General features: G+C 46.9%; 17 protein-coding genes. 2 read left to right on the top strand and 15 right to left on the bottom strand.

Going from position 1 to position 18,283, the window contains the following annotated elements; translation table 11 throughout:
- The 15 genes from ACGF7G_RS14955 to queA all read right to left on the bottom strand — a co-directional run.
- On the bottom strand, positions 1-2,409 hold a 2,409-nt coding region (locus tag ACGF7G_RS14955; protein WP_387466489.1), incomplete at its 3' end, for a filamentous hemagglutinin N-terminal domain-containing protein.
- Positions 2,410-3,135: 726 nt separating this feature from the next.
- Positions 3,136-4,329, bottom strand: a complete 1,194-nt coding sequence (locus ACGF7G_RS14960) for an MFS transporter (RefSeq protein ID WP_387466491.1) — start codon at positions 4,327-4,329, stop codon at positions 3,136-3,138.
- Between the two features lie 33 nt (positions 4,330-4,362).
- Positions 4,363-5,544, bottom strand: a complete 1,182-nt coding sequence (locus ACGF7G_RS14965) for a cysteine desulfurase family protein (protein ID WP_387466492.1) — start codon at positions 5,542-5,544, stop codon at positions 4,363-4,365.
- Positions 5,545-5,595: 51 nt separating this feature from the next.
- Positions 5,596-6,309: a hypothetical protein gene (locus tag ACGF7G_RS14970; protein ID WP_133815398.1), complete on the bottom strand. Its 714-nt coding sequence runs from the start codon at positions 6,307-6,309 to the stop codon at positions 5,596-5,598.
- A gap of 512 nt (positions 6,310-6,821) precedes the next feature.
- The gene (gene pgpA, locus ACGF7G_RS14975) at positions 6,822-7,313 is read right to left on the bottom strand and encodes a phosphatidylglycerophosphatase A (protein ID WP_387466493.1); all 492 of its coding nucleotides are present in this window, start codon (positions 7,311-7,313) and stop codon (positions 6,822-6,824) included.
- Entirely contained in the window at positions 7,306-8,295 is a 990-nt protein-coding gene (gene thiL / locus ACGF7G_RS14980; RefSeq protein WP_387466495.1) for a thiamine-phosphate kinase, read from the bottom strand. Before thiL ends, pgpA begins: the two co-directional genes overlap by 8 nt.
- A 102-nt stretch (positions 8,296-8,397) precedes the next feature.
- A complete protein-coding gene (gene nusB / locus ACGF7G_RS14985) occupies positions 8,398-8,814 on the bottom strand; it encodes a transcription antitermination factor NusB (RefSeq protein WP_133815401.1) in 417 nt (138 codons plus the stop codon).
- A 26-nt stretch (positions 8,815-8,840) separates the two neighbouring features.
- The gene (gene ribE / locus ACGF7G_RS14990) at positions 8,841-9,311 is read right to left on the bottom strand and encodes a 6,7-dimethyl-8-ribityllumazine synthase (RefSeq protein WP_021323464.1); all 471 of its coding nucleotides are present in this window, start codon (positions 9,309-9,311) and stop codon (positions 8,841-8,843) included.
- Between the two features lie 126 nt (positions 9,312-9,437).
- Positions 9,438-10,547 carry a bifunctional diaminohydroxyphosphoribosylaminopyrimidine deaminase/5-amino-6-(5-phosphoribosylamino)uracil reductase RibD gene (gene ribD, locus ACGF7G_RS14995; RefSeq protein ID WP_387466498.1) on the bottom strand — a complete coding sequence of 370 codons (1,110 nt, stop codon included), beginning with the start codon at positions 10,545-10,547 and terminating at the stop codon, positions 9,438-9,440.
- Positions 10,548-10,553: 6 nt separating this feature from the next.
- A complete protein-coding gene (nrdR, locus tag ACGF7G_RS15000; RefSeq protein WP_041382373.1) occupies positions 10,554-11,003 on the bottom strand; it encodes a transcriptional regulator NrdR in 450 nt (149 codons plus the stop codon).
- A gap of 115 nt (positions 11,004-11,118) precedes the next feature.
- On the bottom strand, positions 11,119-12,087 hold the full coding sequence (gene secF, locus ACGF7G_RS15005) for a protein translocase subunit SecF (protein ID WP_387466500.1): 969 nt from the start codon (positions 12,085-12,087) through the stop codon (positions 11,119-11,121).
- Between the two features lie 10 nt (positions 12,088-12,097).
- Positions 12,098-13,945 carry a protein translocase subunit SecD gene (secD, locus tag ACGF7G_RS15010; protein WP_387466501.1) on the bottom strand — a complete coding sequence of 616 codons (1,848 nt, stop codon included), beginning with the start codon at positions 13,943-13,945 and terminating at the stop codon, positions 12,098-12,100.
- A gap of 27 nt (positions 13,946-13,972) precedes the next feature.
- Complete coding sequence (gene yajC / locus ACGF7G_RS15015) at positions 13,973-14,305, bottom strand: preprotein translocase subunit YajC (RefSeq protein ID WP_021323460.1); 333 nt, start codon at positions 14,303-14,305, stop codon at positions 13,973-13,975.
- Between the two features lie 95 nt (positions 14,306-14,400).
- Positions 14,401-15,525 (bottom strand): tRNA guanosine(34) transglycosylase Tgt, encoded by a 1,125-nt coding sequence (gene tgt / locus ACGF7G_RS15020; protein ID WP_387466502.1) that lies wholly within the window; start codon positions 15,523-15,525, stop codon positions 14,401-14,403.
- Positions 15,526-15,580: 55 nt separating this feature from the next.
- Positions 15,581-16,648 carry a tRNA preQ1(34) S-adenosylmethionine ribosyltransferase-isomerase QueA gene (queA, locus tag ACGF7G_RS15025; RefSeq protein WP_387466504.1) on the bottom strand — a complete coding sequence of 356 codons (1,068 nt, stop codon included), beginning with the start codon at positions 16,646-16,648 and terminating at the stop codon, positions 15,581-15,583.
- A 104-nt stretch (positions 16,649-16,752) separates the two neighbouring features.
- On the opposite strand from queA, the gene ACGF7G_RS15030 reads away from it, so the two are divergent.
- Both ACGF7G_RS15030 and ACGF7G_RS15035 read left to right on the top strand, forming a co-directional pair.
- Positions 16,753-17,373: an ACP phosphodiesterase gene (locus ACGF7G_RS15030; protein ID WP_387466506.1), complete on the top strand. Its 621-nt coding sequence runs from the start codon at positions 16,753-16,755 to the stop codon at positions 17,371-17,373.
- 160 nt (positions 17,374-17,533) lie between these two features.
- Positions 17,534-18,136, top strand: a complete 603-nt coding sequence (locus ACGF7G_RS15035) for a peroxiredoxin C (protein WP_133815409.1) — start codon at positions 17,534-17,536, stop codon at positions 18,134-18,136.
- The last annotated feature ends 147 nt before the right edge of the window (positions 18,137-18,283 follow it).

An 18,283-nucleotide genomic window follows, 5' to 3' on the forward strand; every position in this document is an offset into this window, starting at 1 on the left:
TCCTGAGGTCGCGATATTAAATGCCTGATAACGGTTATGCGAAACACCCCGGGTATTCGGGGCCGCAATGTGAATAATCGGGCGATTGTTTTTCGCGGTGATGCGGGTTTGTTTATCCGCCAGTTGGAGCCCGGGCACTTCCCCTTCGACTTCGGCAAGATTGAGGGTCAGCTGAGGCGCACCGCTTAACGCGCGGTTAATCAGCGCCGTTGTCACCGGCGTATACTGGCCAGCCACGGAGTTATACCGTCCTTCCGCTGAGTGCAATTCAGTGTTGTGCTGGGTGATGGCCGTCGTGCCTTTAACCCGCAGCGTGGCGTCAGTATCTACAATCTGACAGCCGGCATTCAGGGTTAAATGGCGGCCGGCAGTGAGGGTGCTTTTTATTATCGGGAAGTGAAATGAGGGCGTGGAGGGGTCATCTTCCTCATCATCAATATCGCCCTCATCGACAGTGTATTTTTTATCGCCATTTTCATATTCATAGGCGTCTTCGGTACTGATATCAAGCGCATCGCCACTGGTCAGGGTGATATCGTTCCCCGCCGTCAACGACAGGGTGCGCAGATCAATCACTTTTCCTGCATGAACCTCAATATTTTCATCCGCTGTCAGGTGACTGAGTGTGTGCAAGCGGTTGATGAGGGCTTGTTTCGTCTCCTCATTGAGTCGAATACCCTCATCATCAAAATCCGCATAGGCCGCCATTTCAATCATCCCATTGGCCGCCAGGAAGATATTTTTCGCCTTATTGATCAGAATATTTGAAAGATTAATGTGACCCTCGGCGATAATGCGTAACCGGTTATCCGCAGAAAGCGTGGTGAATGCCGGCATACCTGCCGGGGTATTGTCGTCTCCGGAGACCACAGAGAGCAGCCCCCGGCTGGCAAGCAAGGTCACATTCCGACCGGAAATATCATAACCCTTCACATCAAGATGCGACTTTCCCTCCAGCATCACTTGGTGCCCGGCGGTTAAATGCCCGTGGCCTAAATAGACGGTTTCGGCGTTAACGGTGATGTTTTGTTCGGCCTGCATTGACGCAGAATTCACTAAATCGTTGGCGGTGAGCGCAATGTTTTTCCCGGTGATTAACGCCGGAACGGTGGGTTTCTTGCCTGCGTTAACCGGGTCCTTATCCACATCAAAACGAAAGGCCTGTTTCAATGTCGCCGTCAGATCGCCACCGGCACTGAGTTTACTGAGGCTATTCCCCTGACGGTCTTTTATCGCGATGGTTGAGAAATTGTTGCCGGTCAGGGTGAGATTTTGCGCCGCGCTTAACTCGCCCACATTGTTTATCTCATCAGCGGTAATGCGGTTGTTTTTACCGGCGGTAATCACCGGGTGACTTTGCCCGGTCGGGTTGACGTTATCCAGTTTGGTGGCTTTAAGGGTGATATCTCCCCCCGCCCGGATTTGGCCCTGATTGTGGAGGGTATCGGTGGTTAACGTCAGATGCTGACCCGCTTGCACGTGGCTTTGTGCTGTTGTTTCAATGGCCTTGCTGTTGATGCGGATGTCTGTCCCGGCGTGTACTTCCCCCAGGATAATTTTCCCCTCCGCAGTCAAACGGATATCGTCCTGGCTGGCGGTCAGGTGGGTGAGATTCACGCCCACCCCGGCTTCGGTCGCCACCAGCCGGATTTTATGGGCATACATGCCGCCTAAGGCTTTGGTGTCAATCGCTAATTGCGGTTTAGTGCCTTCTCCAGTGAGAGGGGTAACCGTGCCGTCTTTTAAATTGACGCAGTTAGCGCCTTGCGTCAGCGACAGGTTATTCACCTGAATTTTTCCATTCAACGCCGTGGCCCGGCTGATGATATCGACGTAATCCGTCGCCTTGCCGTCCAGTCCTTTGCCGCCAATGGTAATCTGGCCTTGCTGCACTTCGAGTGCTTCCAACGCCCCCTGTTTGTCAAACTGGGGTTTCCCGGTGGTCAGGGTGGCACCGGCAGTATTGATAAAACCACAGCCATCACAGGTGATGCCGTTGGGGTTGGCAATCATCACATTGGCTTTATTGCCGACAATTTCCAACTGACCTTGCAGCGCAGAGCGTCCGCTGCCGGTGACTTCATTGATAATCAGTTCAGCCGCTTGGTCTTTCAGGTTCGGGTTGGCGTTAAGTTGCCCGGCCAGTTGTGATTGGGCCGCCTGAGTGGCGTTATTGAGTACGGCACCTTGAGTAGCAACGTTAAACTCTTGATAGGTGTTGTGGGATATCCCGGCGTCATTCGGTGTAGCGATATTGACAACCGGCACATGACCCTGATGTTGTACCTGTGTTTGGCTGTTATCCGGCGTTATCCCAGCCGCCATAACGGGATGAAGCGGATAGACCGCAGTCAAGTAAATTAAAAGATAACCCGTGGCCCTGACCATCGGGGTGTTACGTTGCTCCATCGTACTCTCTCTTTGCTTAAGTGAATCTGGCTTTGGTGATAAAACGGTCATCTTTCCATAGAAAATAGTGATAATTTGATAGTGTCATAATTGAACTATTCTAATATGTTATTAATTGCCTGTCTGAATGGATAGTATGAAATGCGATCAAGATCGGGTTGTTTAATCCTGATAATGGGGAATGCGATGTATTAAATGCTGGAAAGTGGTGATAAGGCTGGAAATACTTTTTTTTAAAACAACATCAGTTCCTTAAGTTTATTAATAGTATTACGCCCCCAATCCAGCAGGGGTGTGGCATTCTGCTTATGTATTTAAGGATGTTTTTAAATGGGTTGGTCAACAACTTGGGGATAATCAGACATTAAAAGTGGTGAAAACAACGATTAAAACTCTATATCGATTAAACCCAAGAGTTAAAATAGTGACTTTTAATAACAATGTAAAACCTGCAAACTGATGTTAAAATTCAACAGTTTTTTTCAGTACCGGGAGTCTTGCAGTGTACGTCACTCATATCCCTGAGCAGGCGTCACCCCCCCCCCCAATATGAGACTCTCTAAACCCTACCCAATTTCCGGCTAATTCATGATCTTTATTGCTGGATCTATACGTGTGCGAACGTAAGTTTCAGTGCTCATTTAGTACCTCGTACATGCTGATTTGAGTATCTGTCGAATGCATTATCAAGATGCCTGCCAAGGAAATCGACTAGCTGAATGACCGTTAACGAACTTCATCCTGTGCCGTCAACCTGTCCTTAATGCGACAAAACCAGTTCCCTCCCAATAACGCCATCACAAGTTCAAGAGAGGCTATTACGGCCAGAACGAGGATAAACAAGGCCTTGCCCGCGCCAACTAATATCCATCCTCCTATCGCCGGAAATCCAAATATACCCACAAAATAGGCGACAACGAACCAGGTGAGGGCCGCATGGCGATTCTCAAGAGCAGAATCGTTTATTGCCCATGTTTGAATGACGGGATACACCAATCCATACCCTATCCCCGTTAACATGGCCGCCGCAATCTGGAACACGGGGTGAACCGGTATGCCCAGCAGGGCCAAAATGCCCACGATTAAGAATAACATCAGCGCAGTGACTAACGGGATGCGGGGCATCGTCGATAAACGCCGGGCCAACAAAAGCCGCGACACAACCACGGTCGCTGCATGTACAGCGAAGAAGGTACTTGCATTTGCACGCGTCCCTTCGACGAGCGAACTCTGGAATGACATCATTCCGGAGAATACGCAGCCTCCCAGCCCCACCATCACAATGGGGCGGATCGCGCTACTTGTAGCGATCTTCGCTATCTTTTTCACCCAGGGTCTCAGTGATAATTCCCGTTGACCATGCGGCTCCTTGATACCAAAGGTCGCCAGAAGCAGTGAGGCGAAGATGCCAGCGACGCCAACAAAAAGAAACGTTGTTTGGATGGACACTCCCGCCTGTTCAACCGCTGCGGTGAGGAGGATGGGACTGCCGCAAATCCCAGCCATTTGAAACGCACTGAATCGGGTAAACCAGTGGCCCCTGTCGGCATCGGTTACACGTTCCGACAACGCCATGGGCCCACTGATATAGAACATTCCCCAACCGAGTCCAATCAAAAACGCCGCGATACGCGGAATATAACCCAGTTCACCGCTGAAGCCGCCTAAAAGAAGATAACCACAAGACATCGCCAACGCCGCAAGGGCGGCAAGGCGGGATGCTTCCAGCTGCCCGGCAAACCATCCGACTAAAGGAACACCAATCAAGGTGCCGACCAAAGCCACGCTGAGGGTCGTCCCGGCGTCAATGTCACTCCCCCCTTGTGACCGAAAATACGCGGAAATAAGGAAGGTGGCGCCATATCCCCCCGCAGTGAACAGGGTTCCGAACAGGAGAAAAAGTGCCGACATTGTTCGCATGAGTCAAACTCCATCTTAATTAATTCTTAATTATTATCGGGTGCCGAATGACTTTGGCGCCATTGATCTCAGTTTATTCACCGCTTTTTCCAGACGGAGACAAACATACCGTATCTCATCCTCATTGTTAAATCTGCCCAGTCCAAAGCGCACACTGGCTTGGGCCTGCGCATCACTGGCCCCTATTGCCTTCAGTACATGTGAAGGAGCCCTGTTAGCGGATGTGCATGCAGACCCAGAGGACAGCGCAACCTCAGAAAGCTCCAGCAAAAGCGAGTCAGCATCTACACCGTCAAAGGAGGCATTTAACAGACCGGGAAGGCATTCGGTGAGATGACCGTTTATCCGAACGTTAGCTACATGCTCGGTAATATACAGCCGAAGCAAATCCCGTAAATAACGTAACCTCATCGACTCAGCAGCCAAGTTTTTAACAGATAGTTCGACGGCACGTCCGAAACCTACGATCCCTGGGACGTTAAGGGTTCCAGAGCGTAAGCCTCGTTCATGTCCCCCTCCGACGATGATAGGGGCGAGTGTCATATGTTTATTACGTGAATTAATATAAAGTGCGCCGATCCCCTTTGGTCCATATATTTTGTGCGCGGAAAATGAGGCAAGGCTAATGTTCATGCGCTGTACATCAAATTCTATTTTGCCGAGCGCTTGCGTGGCGTCTGTATGGAGAGGAATGTCACGCTCCTTACAGATCGCGCCTATCTCTTCAATTTTTTGTATTGAGCCAATCTCGTTATTAGCGGCCATGATCGAGACGAGATAAGTATCATCTCTCATTGCACGAGATATTGAGTCTGGGGATACGACACCATCGCTTTGCGGCGGTAAATAGGTCACCTCCGTTCCCATTGATTCGAGCCTACTGCAACAATCAAGAACAGCCTTATGCTCAATTGTCGATGTGATGACATGACCCCTTTTACCCCGATGTTGAAGGCCAGCGATTGCAAGATTGATCGACTCGGTCGCGCCAGACGTGAATATAATATCGGAATGACTTGCTGCATTTATCGATGTCGATATCACTTTTCGCGCACCATCAACAGCTTCCATCGCTTTCCACCCAAATGCATGGTTATTGCTGGAAGCGTTTCCGTAAGCGCTGGTAAAATAGGGCATCATAGATTGAAGCACATCAGGATCTAATGCCGTTGTAGCGTTGTTATCCAGGTATATCGGCTGTGCTAAACTGTACATAATTTTCTCCCTCAACAAATAAAGATGAAGATTATTTTCTTATTATCTTGGCTATATCTGGGCAGTAATTAAATCGCCTGTGCTTACATCTCCCTCTTCATTAACAAGATTGAGACGAATGGCGGTTAAAACACCGAGCATGTGGCTAAGTTGGAGCCCACGCACATATGCCAGGGCTCTCGACCAAGCGCAGTCCTCAAAAAACACCTCCAGAATAGCGTCTGAACCTTTGTGATCGCCTGCTGCTTTCTCAAAATACTCCTTCGTAATTGCCGCACAGGTGAGTTTCTGAGTCGGCTCTTCGTAAGAAACATCTGATGTCGGTGGTTTGCCATCAGCGAAGGTTTTAGACACCATCCGCCGTGTGATGGTTTCGGGTATTTCCCCGGAGGCGAGAATGTGGACAAGGTGCTGCCTAGCTGAATCTTCGTGAATAACACGTATTTCACAGAGCGGAATCTGATGTTTTTCAGCTACGGGCAAGAAGACATTCATGATCGAGGCGTGGAGATGACTCAGACGGGGGTTCCTTTTTTGAGAATTAGAGAGGTTTTCTGTCAGGAATTGGAGGCGGAATATCCCATGATGATCGAATGCCACGGATATTCTCGGTAATTCGCCACATTTATCTTGGCATCGCTTGGCGAACAGCAGCGCAGCCTCAAAGGCTTTCAATTGAGCCTCGACAACTATCTCATTATCCTTATTGAGATAAACTCGCGAATTCCCTGCAAGTATGCTTACGTTAGTTTCTCGCTGATTCATTTTCATTAATATCCTTTTCCATGATGGATTGTACGTATAAGAGTAACCGCAAGGATCCATTAATTTTAGGATCGGGGGGTTCTTACAGCATGGCTGATGTAATGCACGGAAAATAAGGTGATCTTTATAATTTAAGGTATGCTAAATACCATTTTCTTGTGCGCCCCCTTATAAAATAAGTATGTCTGATATCAGGCAAGGGTATAATTAGAAGGTTAAAGATTAACTTGTCTTCTATATCAAAAAATAGATCTTCGTCTTAATTTAAACTGATTGATGGCGTTTTTTCTTTTTAGCCTTGTAGCCAGGTGGTTGAGCCCCGGCCAGATGAGATGGCCTTTCTGATCCGTCATACAATGTTGCACTTAGTTCACAACGTAACCGCCTGTACAGGGGCGATATAGCCCCTACAGGGCAGATCTGACCAAAAGGCCAGCAGGAGGGAGTTGACTGCTAATCAACCAATTATGGGTTAGAATTCCTATTTATTTAATTATCAAATACCCCGCACATCAGAAAGTTAAAATCTGATAAAATGCCAATAACCAAACAATGACGAAAGAAAATATAGCCGCGATAATATCATCCAACATGATACCTAATCCGCCGTGAATATAACGATCAAACCAACGAATCGGCCACGGTTTCCACATATCCAAAATACGAAACACCATAAATCCCGTTAAAACCCACTGCCAGTTAACCACAGGAATCGCCATCAATGTGATCCATATACCGATAAATTCATCCCAGACAATACTGCCGTGGTCATGAACTTTCATATCATCAGAAGTACGCTGGCAAATCATTATTCCGAATAACATTCCTGCCATAATAACCAACCAGCAAATCCATTCTGGAAACTGCATCAATAATAACCAGAATGGAATAGCCGCAGCAGATCCCATTGTTCCCGGCACTACCGGCGATAACCCACTACCAAAACCCGTCGCTAATAAATGCCAAGGATTACTCATCCGTAAACGGCGTTTTGCCTCATCCATGTGCTTCCTCGGTAATAAAGTGATCGAACCCTTTCAGATCCAATTTAATCTCTTTATTATTGCTGTAATAACGAATCTCTTCTGATTCCGGCATAATCTGTCCGACACAGCTAAAACCGGCACCGGTATGAGCCAAAGCGATTTCCAGCGCGCCACGATTCCTTTCCGGGACAGTAAAACATAATTCATAGTCCTCCCCGCCACTCAAAGCCCACATAAGCGCCTGTTGCGGTTCAACGTATTGTTTCATTGCACCAGAGTAAGGGATCGCATCCAAATTTATTCTGGCTCCACATCGGCTGGCTTTCAATATGTGGCCCAAATCAGAAATCAAACCATCAGACAAATCAATTGCTGACGTTGCCAGGTTACGCAATGCCTGCCCTAGCAAAATACGGGGTTGCGGCCGGAGATGACGTTGAATTAGCCAATCGCGGGACACTGGATCAGAAATTTGCAAATGGTTTTGCAACAGAGCCAAACCTGCCGCACTGTCACCCAACGAGCCACTCACATAAATCCAATCGCCATTTTTTGCGCCGGCACGCCGCAATGCTCTGCCCGCGGGAACCAGACCATGAATCGTTAACGTCAGACTCATCGGGCCACGGGTGGTGTCACCACCGATAAGCTGCATACCGTAATAACGCAATTGTTCAAAGAGACTGTCACTGAAACCACTTAGCCAACACTCATCTATTTCCGGTAATGTCAACGCAAGTGAAAGCCAGGCAGGATCAGCACCGACAGCGGCCAGATCACTTAAATTCACCGCCAGAGATTTATAAGCCAAATCTTCAGGAGAAATATCAGGTAAGAAATGAACGCCTGAAACCAAGGTATCCATGCTGACAGCTAATTGCTGTTTATCGGCCAGCGTCATCAGTGCACAGTCATCACCAATACCCAGATTTACGTCACGCCGGTTAGTTACCTGGCGATCAAAATAACGCGCAATGAGGTCAAATTCGCCACATGCCATAATAGAATCCCAAAAAGTTACAGATGATTACGTACATAAGGCCGGTATCCCGGCCTTATAAATCATCGTCTACGGTGGGAAAAACCCGGCAAGCAGTGAGAATTATCTTTTCTTGCGTGCTGCTGGGCCAGATTTATCCAGTACCCCGTTCACGAATTTGTGACTATCTTCAGCGCCGAAGACTTTGGCCAATTCGATAGCTTCGTTAATAGCCACTTTATAAGGGACATCATCACGATAACTTAGTTCAAACATAGCAACACGCAAAATGGCTTTTTCTACCTGACCTAACTCTTCAAGCTGACGGGAAAGATAAGGAGCCATCAAAGCATCCAGCTTAACTGCGTTCACAGCGACCCCTGACAGCAATTCACGAAAATAGGTTACGTCAACACCAGTGACGTCCTGCTCCGACAGAAACTGTAATTCAACGTCAGCAATATCATTGCCAGATAATTGCCATGAGTATATAGCCTGAACAGCGCACTCACGAGCACGACGACGAGCAGCAGGTTTCACAAGATTCCCCTTAATTAAAACTAAAATCAGCCTTTAATGGCGTTAATTACATTGACCATTTCCAGTGCGGTTAACGCAGCTTCTGCGCCTTTATTACCCGCTTTGGTTCCAGCGCGTTCAATCGCCTGCTCAATGCTTTCTGTAGTCAGAACACCAAATGCCACTGGGATTTTACTGGTCATTGCCACATTAGACAGACCGGAACTACATTCACCAGCAACGTATTCAAAGTGAGCGGTACCACCACGGATAACGGTACCCAACGCGACAACTGCGTCATATTTTTGGGTTTCGACCAATGTTTTTACCGTCAACGGTAATTCATATGCACCAGGAACCCAGACAACAGTGATATTTTCTGAAGCAACCTGACCGATACGCTCAAGCGCATCTACCGCGCCTTCTAACAGATTGTCATTAATGAAGTTGTTAAAACGTGCAATGGCAATCGCCACACGAGCTTGTGGAGCTGCAACAATACCTTTGATGACGTTCATAGCCTTCCTTATATCTGTTGATATCCGCAGGGGGGCGGATTCTATCATATTCTTTTGTTAGCCGCGCCTGCCGATTTAGTCACAGAGCATAAAAACAGGCGAGCTAACCCACACTCACATATTCAGTTAGTATACAGGCCGCAGACGCAGACGAAGATCAGGCCCGACTTGCTGTACATCAAAAATGTTAAATTCCAGCGCCTCCGCCAGATTTTTAAGTTCAGGGATGGTAAACAAACCACAGGCAGCATCACCCAGCACTTTTGGCGCAACATAAAGCACCAGTTCATCCACCAACCCCAAAGTCAGTAATGCCCCCGCCAACAGTGGACCACATTCAGTCCAAACAGTATTAATCTGACGTTTACCTAATTGCATCATCAGTAACACTAAATCTACGCCAGCACCATGAGCAGGCAGCAATATCTGATCTACATTTTCAGGCCAGTTATGTTCATCAGCGTTGATACGGGCCAGCCAGCAATAGCCCGGCTGTTGTATGACTTGATGCTGGGGGCCAACACGGTTTTGACTGTCAACAACCACACGCACTGGCTGACGAAAATTTTTCTCAGGATAAACCGCCTGAGTTTCTGCATCCAACGCGTTCCAGCGAACCGTCAAGTAGGGATCGTCAGCCAGAACAGTGCTGCTGGAACTCAGAATCGCACTGCACTGAGCACGGAATTTTTGCACATCATTACGAGCCTGTGATGATGTAATCCATTTACTTTCTCCAGAAGACAACGCAGTTCGCCCGTCAAGAGAAGCCGCCATCTTCAACTGAATATACGGAAATCCTGTGCGCATCCGCTTCAAAAACCCCTTATTGAGGGATTCCGCTTCCTCCATCATCAACCCGTGTTCAACTTCAATACCCGCCTGTTGTAGCTTATAAAACCCTCTTCCCGCGACCTGCGGGTTAGGATCCTGCATAGCGGTAATCACACGGCTAACGCCGGCAGCAATCAAGGTATCGGTACAAGGCGGTGTTTTACCATAATGACTACACGGCTCAAGAGTGACATAAACCGTTGCGCCTTTAGCTTTATCTCCAGCCATCTGCAAAGCATGGACTTCAGCATGTGGCTCACCAGAACGTAAATGAAAACCTTCCCCAACAATCTGCCCATCACGCACAATCACACAACCGACATTAGGATTAGGTGACGTGGTAAAGCATCCCTGACGCGCCAACTCGAAAGCACGCGCCATATATTTTTCATCGTTATTCACTACTTATTAATCCTGTAATTTAGCAATCTCTTCACCAAATTCACGAATATCTTCAAAGCTGCGGTAGACGGAAGCAAAACGGATATAAGCGACTTTATCCAATTTCTTCAATTCATCCATCACCAGATTACCAATCATTTTGGATGGAATTTCCCGTTCACCAGTAGCACGTAACTGAGATTTAATATAGCTAATCGCCATTTCTACATCATCAGAACTGACCGGACGTTTCTCCAGTGCTTTTTGCATACCTCGGCGTAGTTTTTCTTCATCGAACGGCTCCCGGATATCATCACTTTTTATCACTCTCGGCATAACCAACTCAGCCATTTCAAAAGTGGTAAATCGTTCATGACACTCAAGACACTGGCGACGTCGGCGTACCTGCGAACCATCCCCCACCAAACGGGAGTCAATCACTTTGGTATCAACAGCGGCACAAAATGGGCAATGCATATCACTTCCTGATTGGTTAATCCGAACTCAGTTTACAGTTTACCTTAATCTGAATAAAAAACACCCTGCCAGCCGGATACTCACAGGGTGTTTGCACAGCATCAAGGCAGAATAATCAAGGCAATAAAGAGGGCTGATCAGCCCCTTCTTTCTCAACCTTTTGCTGGATCATGTGTTCACGCTTCATACCCAGTTTCAACGCTAATGCGGAAGCAACATAGATAGAAGATATCGTACCGATAGAAACACCGATTAACATCGCCAGTGAGAAGCCTTTCAGCATTGCACCACCGAAAATATACAGCATCAACACCACCAGTAAGGTTGTCGCAGAAGTCATGATGGTACGGCTCAATGTTTGAGTCAAAGAGACGTTCATAATTTCATACGACGTACCCCGGCGGATCTTACGGAAGTTTTCACGGATACGATCAGAAACCACGATACTGTCGTTCAATGAGTAACCGATAACAGACATCAGCGACGCCACAATTGTCAGGTCAATCTCGATATCAAACAACGACAGAACCCCTAACGTAATGATGACATCATGCGCAAGTGCGAGAACCGCCCCCAACGCCAAACGCCATTCAAAACGAAACCCAACATAAATCAAGATACAGATAAGCGCGGCCAATAGCGCCATTGCACCATTCTGGGCGAGTTCAGCACCGACACTCGGACCCACAATTTCAACACGATTCACACTCGCGTCTTTATCAACGGTGTCATTGATGACCCTAATAACCTTTTTACTCAGTTCCTCATTAGCAGCACCCATCAGCGGTGGCATACGCACCATCACATCACGACTACTGCCGAAGTTTTGCAACAGAGGATCTGCAAAACCCGCTTTCGCCAGGTTATCACGCATCTTATCCAAATCAGCAGGTTGACTAAGTTTGATTTCAATTACCGTACCACCGGTAAAATCCAATCCCCAGTTAAACCCGCGGGTTGCCATCACAAAAACAGAAGCCACCAACAGCAGCAACGAAATTCCGAAAGCAACGTTGTCCCAACGCATAAAGTCATGGACTTTACGGCCGTAGTTCAATTGTTCAACAGTATAATCCTGTGCCACAACGTGCTCCTTAAATTGACAGCTTCTTAATACGCTTACCGCCGTATAGCAGGTTCACGATAGCCCGGGTACCTACAATAGCGGTGAACATAGAAGTAGCGACACCAATTGACGTTGTTATCGCAAAGCCTTTAATTGACCCTGTACCAACAGCGTAAAGAATGATCGCAGTAATCAGCGTAGTCAGGTTGGCGTCGATAATACTGGAGAAAGCGCCCTTATAGCCTTCATGTATCGCTTGCTGTACGGTACGGCCATTACGCAATTCTTCTTTGATACGTTCGTTTATCAACACATTAGCATCGACTGCCACCGCCAGCGTCAGAACAATACCGGCAATCCCCGGCATGGTGAGCGTAGCCCCCGGTAACAGAGACATAACACCGACAATCAGCACCAAGTTAGCCAGCAGCGCGCTACTCGCAATCAAACCAAATTTGCGATAATACATCACCATAAACAGGATTGATGCGACCAGGCCCCACAAACAGGCTTCCAGTCCTTGCTCAATATTTTGCAGACCAAGGGTTGGCCCAATGGTACGTTCTTCCACAATCTGAATCGGCGCAATCAGCGCACCGGCACGCAGCAGCAAAGATAACTGACGGGCTTCAGCCGCATTGGAAATACCCGTGATACGGAAATTACTTCCCAGACGAACCTGAATATTAGCGATATTAATCACTTCTTCACTTTTGACTAACACCGCACGACCGTTAGCATCTTTCTTGCCACTGTCTTTATATTCCACAAACAACGTTGCCATTGGCTTACCAACGTTGTCTTTGGTGAAATTAGACATTGCGCTTCCACCCGCACTGTCCAGTGAAATATTCACCTCTGGACTACCGTATTCATCGGTACCAGAAGTTGAATCTGTAATATGATCCCCAGTCAGAATAACTCGCTTATATAACACAACCGGGCTACCATCACGGGTGTTTTTCACCTCAGAATCACCCGGTACACGACCTGATATCGCCGCAGTAGAATCAATACTGGTATTGACCAAACGGAACTCCAGGGTTGCTGTCGCACCAAGAATTTCTTTAGCACGGGCAGTATCCTGAATACCCGGTAATTCCACCACGATACGGTCGGTGCCCTGACGCTGAACTAACGGTTCAGCCACACCCAATTGGTTAACACGGTTACGCAGAATAGTAATGTTTTGCTGCACCGCATAAGAACGGGCTTCACGCTGACGCTCATCACTCATCACCGCTTTCAGGGTATTACCTGCCCCAATACTGAACACTAAATCACGGTGACGATTGGTCAGATAACTCTCCGCGTCAGAACGGGATTTTTCATCACGGAAGCGGATCTCTACACCGTAATTATCAATTTTGCGAACAGTGGAATAAGGAATGCCTTTTTCACGTAAATCAGTACGCAGACCATCAATATTCTGCTCTTGCAATTTACCTAATGCGGTTTCCATATCCACTTCCATCAGGAAGTGCACACCACCACGCAGATCAAGGCCCAGTTTCATCGGCTCTGCGCCAATCTTACCCAGCCAAATTGGTGTTGCCGGTGCCAGATTCAATGCCACCACATACTGATCGCCCAATGCGGACATCAGGGCCTCACGGGCACGAAGCTGAATATCAGAATTATTGAAACGAGCAAGAATCGCACCATTTTCCAGCGCAATAGATTTACTCGTGATGTGATCTTTCTCTAAAACATTACGGACTTGGTCCAGCGTTTGCTCACTGGCGGCAATGCCTCGCGCGCCAGTGATTTGTACAGCCGGATCCTCACCATAAAGGTTGGGAAGTGCATAAAGCAAACCGATGAGGATCGCAGCGATCAGCATCAGATACTTCCACAAAGGATAACGGTTTAACACGGCAGTTCCCTTCGGGAAAATCAGAAATTACAGAGCCTTCATTGTACCTTTCGGTAAAACGGCAGCGACGAAATCACGTTTAATAGTCACTTCAGTGGTGTCATTCAGTGCTAAAACGACATAACCCGTATCAGCAACTTTAGTTACACGACCAATCAAACCACCATTGGTCAGAACCTCATCACCTTTGGAAATAGAATCCATCAGTTTTTTATGGTCTTTCGTACGTTTCTGTTGTGGACGCAGGATCATGAAGTAGAAGATCAGACCGAAAACAACCAACATGATGATCAGAGAATATGGACTTCCCTGAGCCGCCGGTGCGCCAGCAGATGCCGTTGCTTCAGAAATAATACTCATTAAACTTTTCCCTCATTGTTATCAAAATCGATAGTAATCAAAAAAACCAACCGCAATATGCTATACACACTGAGGTCAGTCAATCACTACTTAAGTCAAATATTTAATAGCGGAACGGGTTTACCAATCCGCTGATAAAAATCTTCAACAAACTGTTCAAGATTACCTTCTTCGATGGCTTTACGGATCTCAGCCATTAAACGCTGATAATACCGCAAATTATGGATAGTATTCAGCCTTGCACCGAGAATTTCGTTACAACGATCAAGATGATGCAAATACGCCCGGCTATAATTTCGACAAGTATAGCAATCACATTGCTCATCCAGCGGCGAAGTATCTTCTTTATGTTTGGCATTACGGATCTTAATGACACCATCGGTGACAAAAAGATGACCATTACGGGCATTACGGGTTGGCATTACACAATCGAACATATCAATGCCACGGCGAACCCCTTCCACCAAATCTTCTGGTTTTCCTACCCCCATCAGATAACGCGGTTTGTCCTGCGGGATTTGCGGGCAGACATGTTCAAGAACACGGTGCATATCTTCTTTAGGCTCCCCAACCGCAAGACCGCCTACAGCGTACCCATCAAAGCCAATCTCTACCAGACCTTTTACTGAGATATCACGTAAATCTTCGTAAATGCTCCCTTGAATAATACCAAACAAAGCATTTTTATTCTGTAACTCATCAAAACGTTTACGACTGCGAGCCGCCCAGCGCAAGGACATTTCCATCGAACGTTTCGCATAATCCCAGTCAGCAGGATATGGCGTACATTCATCAAAAATCATCACAATATCGGAACCCAGATCATACTGGATTTCCATTGATTTTTCCGGGCTGAGGAAAACAGGCGTACCATTAATTGGGTTGCGGAAATGTACACCTTCCTCTTTGATTTTACGCATCGCGCCAAGGCTAAATACCTGAAAACCGCCTGAATCCGTCAAAATCGGGCCATGCCATTGCATAAATCCGTGCAAGTCGCCATGCAGCTTCATGATTTCCTGCCCCGGACGCAGCCACAGATGGAAAGTATTACCGAGCAGAATTTGCGCCCCGGTCTCTTTCACTTCCTCCGGCGTCATGCCTTTTACTGTGCCGTAAGTCCCCACAGGCATAAAAGCCGGCGTTTCTACAACACCACGTTCAAAAACCAGACGACCGCGCCGAGCTTGACCATCGGTAGTTTGTAATTCAAATTTCACTTAACCTCCAGGCATCAGATAAACAGTCTGATGCTGTGACTTAAAAAACAATAAATTAAGAAACTTTTTCCTTGCAAGCCAAAGGATCACGGCGAATAAACATCGCATCACCGTAACTAAAGAAACGGTATTTCTGTGCCACCGCCTCTTTATAAGCACTCATGGTATTTTTATAACCAGCAAATGCAGAAACCAGCATAATAAGTGTCGATTCCGGCAGATGGAAATTCGTAATTAACGCATCAACAACCTGATATTCAAACCCTGGATAAATAAAAATCTGAGTATCATTAAAAAATGGCGCAATTAATCCATCCTGGCAAGCTCTTGCTGCACTTTCCAGCGAGCGGACTGACGTTGTTCCGACAGCAACAACCTTATTACCCCGGGCCTTACATGCCAGGACAGCATCAACCACATCCTGCGGCACTTCTGCATATTCAGCATGCATAATATGGTCTTCAATGGTTTCCACACGCACTGGCTGGAAAGTACCGGCCCCTACATGCAATGTCACAAAAACCATTTCCACCCCTTTTTCACGCAGGGCTTCCAATAGAGGTTCATCAAAATGGAGACCCGCCGTTGGCGCAGCTACCGCGCCTGGGCGTTCACTGTATACCGTTTGATACAGCTCGCGGTCCGCCTCTTCATCAGGACGAGCAATATAAGGCGGCAAAGGCATATGGCCGACATCATCCAAAATGGACAGCACATCACGCTGATCATCAAAACGTATTTCGAACAGCGTGTCATGGCGGGCCAGCATCGTCGCTTTAACGTTCTCACTGTCACCCAACAACAGCTCTGCCCCTACTTTTGGTGCTTTGGAAGCGCGCACATGTGCAAGTACCCGCTTATCATCCAATACCCGCTCAACCAAAACTTCCAGTTTACCGCCGGTGGCTTTCCGGCCAAAAATACGCGCGGGTATAACTCGGGTATTATTGAAAACCAACAAATCTCCGGCATTCAGCTTATCGAGAACATCCGTAAAAACACCATGCGTTAACGCCCCCGTTTCACCATCAAGGGAAAGCAGACGGCAGCCACTACGTTGTGGTTGAGGGTAATGAGCAATCATTTCGTCAGGAAGTTCAAAAGTAAAATCGGAAACTCGCATTGTATTTAATCATTCAGAAAAACAGGCGGACTAGTCTAGTGCCGCAGCTCTAAGGGTGCAACAAATAAGCACATAACTTCGCTGATTTATATTATAATCACCAGATGAATTTTCTCGCTCACCTTCATTTAGCTACTCTGGCTGAAAGCTCCCTGTTAGGGAACCTGATGGCGGATTTTGTTCGCGGTAATCCAGAGGGGCAATACAGCGCTGACGTGGTTGCAGGCATTCGCATGCATCGACGGGTTGATGCATTAACAGATACCCACCCGTTGGTTACTCAAGCCCGTCACCTGTTCAGTAGCCAATATCGACGGGTGGCGCCGATTACATTAGATATTATTTGGGATCACTTCCTTTCCCTACATTGGGATAAACTGGTTCCCGGTGACTCATTACCGGCATTTATTCACAGTGCCCACAGTCAAATAGAACCCCATCTTTATAAAACTCCCGAAAAATTTCAGGAAATGAATGAATTTTTATGGTCACAAAACTGGTTGATCCGCTATGCAGATCTTACATTTATCGCAAATGTACTAAATGGAATGGCCCGAAGACATCCCAGATTATCTGCTTTATCGGGATCATTTCAGGATATAGAACACCATTACTCTGACCTCGAAGCGTTATTCTGGCAATTTTATCCCTATATGATGGAAAAAGCGGAAAATAAAGATTTTTATAACCTTCCCCAAATGAAACTGGAAACCGCCCCCAATTAACAACGTGGGTAAAGCGTTACAGTAAAGAAAATAAAAATAAAGTATTGATAGGTAAAATCTATTGCAAAAATTAGTATTTTACCCTTTATTAATGTACGCTAATTCCTTATTCTGCATCCAATTTTTACATAAACCCCAGTTAAAACTACAGGAGTAACTCATGGTTCTGGTAACTCGTCAAGCCCCTGACTTTACAGCAGCAGCTGTCCTTGGCAACGGCGAAATAGTTGGGAATTTCAACCTGAAAAAACACTTGAACGGTAAACCTGCCGTTATCTTCTTCTGGCCGATGGACTTTACTTTCGTATGTCCTTCTGAGCTGATCGCATTCGACCACCGCTACGAAGAGTTCAAAAAACGCGGTGTTGAAGTTGTTGGTGTTTCTTTCGACTCTGAATTTGTCCACAACGCATGGCGTAAAACTCCTATCGATAACGGTGGTATCGGCGAAGTTAAATATGCAATGGTTGCTGATACTAAACGCGAAATTCAAAAAGCATACGGTATTGAGCACCCAGAAGCGGGCGTAGCTCTGCGTGGCTCTTTCCTGATCGACAAAAACGGCGTTGTCCGTCACCAAGTGGTTAACGATCTGCCACTGGGCCGTAACATTGACGAAATGCTGCGTATGGTTGACGCACTGCAATTCCACGAAGAGCACGGCGATGTATGCCCTGCACAGTGGGAAAAAGGTAAAGAAGGTATGGGCGCGTCTCCAGACGGCGTAGCTAAATACCTGTCCCAAAACGCCGCTAAACTGTAACCCACGACGTTACCAATATTCAGACCAGTTGGTATCTTCCAACTGGTTTTTTTCTCTGAGATTCCTCGTTTTGTAACCTTGCGCACAAAAAAAAACCTTCCTGATAACTATCACCTCTTATAATTAAATTTACAATTAGTTAACATT

It is taken from the genome of Photorhabdus sp. RM323S, assembly GCF_042879375.1.
GTDB lineage: Bacteria > Pseudomonadota > Gammaproteobacteria > Enterobacterales > Enterobacteriaceae > Photorhabdus > Photorhabdus tasmaniensis.

Coding starts and splice junctions, on each gene's coding strand:
- ACGF7G_RS14960 (WP_387466491.1), bottom strand. CDS start 4,329: ATGCGAACAATGTCGGCACTTTTTCTCCTGTTCGGAACCCTGTTCACT.
- ACGF7G_RS14965 (WP_387466492.1), bottom strand. CDS start 5,544: ATGTACAGTTTAGCACAGCCGATATACCTGGATAACAACGCTACAACG.
- ACGF7G_RS14970 (WP_133815398.1), bottom strand. CDS start 6,309: ATGAATCAGCGAGAAACTAACGTAAGCATACTTGCAGGGAATTCGCGA.
- pgpA (WP_387466493.1), bottom strand. CDS start 7,313: ATGGATGAGGCAAAACGCCGTTTACGGATGAGTAATCCTTGGCATTTA.
- thiL (WP_387466495.1), bottom strand. CDS start 8,295: ATGGCATGTGGCGAATTTGACCTCATTGCGCGTTATTTTGATCGCCAG.
- ribE (WP_021323464.1), bottom strand. CDS start 9,311: ATGAACGTCATCAAAGGTATTGTTGCAGCTCCACAAGCTCGTGTGGCG.
- nrdR (WP_041382373.1), bottom strand. CDS start 11,003: ATGCATTGCCCATTTTGTGCCGCTGTTGATACCAAAGTGATTGACTCC.
- yajC (WP_021323460.1), bottom strand. CDS start 14,305: ATGAGTATTATTTCTGAAGCAACGGCATCTGCTGGCGCACCGGCGGCT.
- queA (WP_387466504.1), bottom strand. CDS start 16,648: ATGCGAGTTTCCGATTTTACTTTTGAACTTCCTGACGAAATGATTGCT.
- ACGF7G_RS15030 (WP_387466506.1), top strand. CDS start 16,753: ATGAATTTTCTCGCTCACCTTCATTTAGCTACTCTGGCTGAAAGCTCC.
- ACGF7G_RS15035 (WP_133815409.1), top strand. CDS start 17,534: ATGGTTCTGGTAACTCGTCAAGCCCCTGACTTTACAGCAGCAGCTGTC.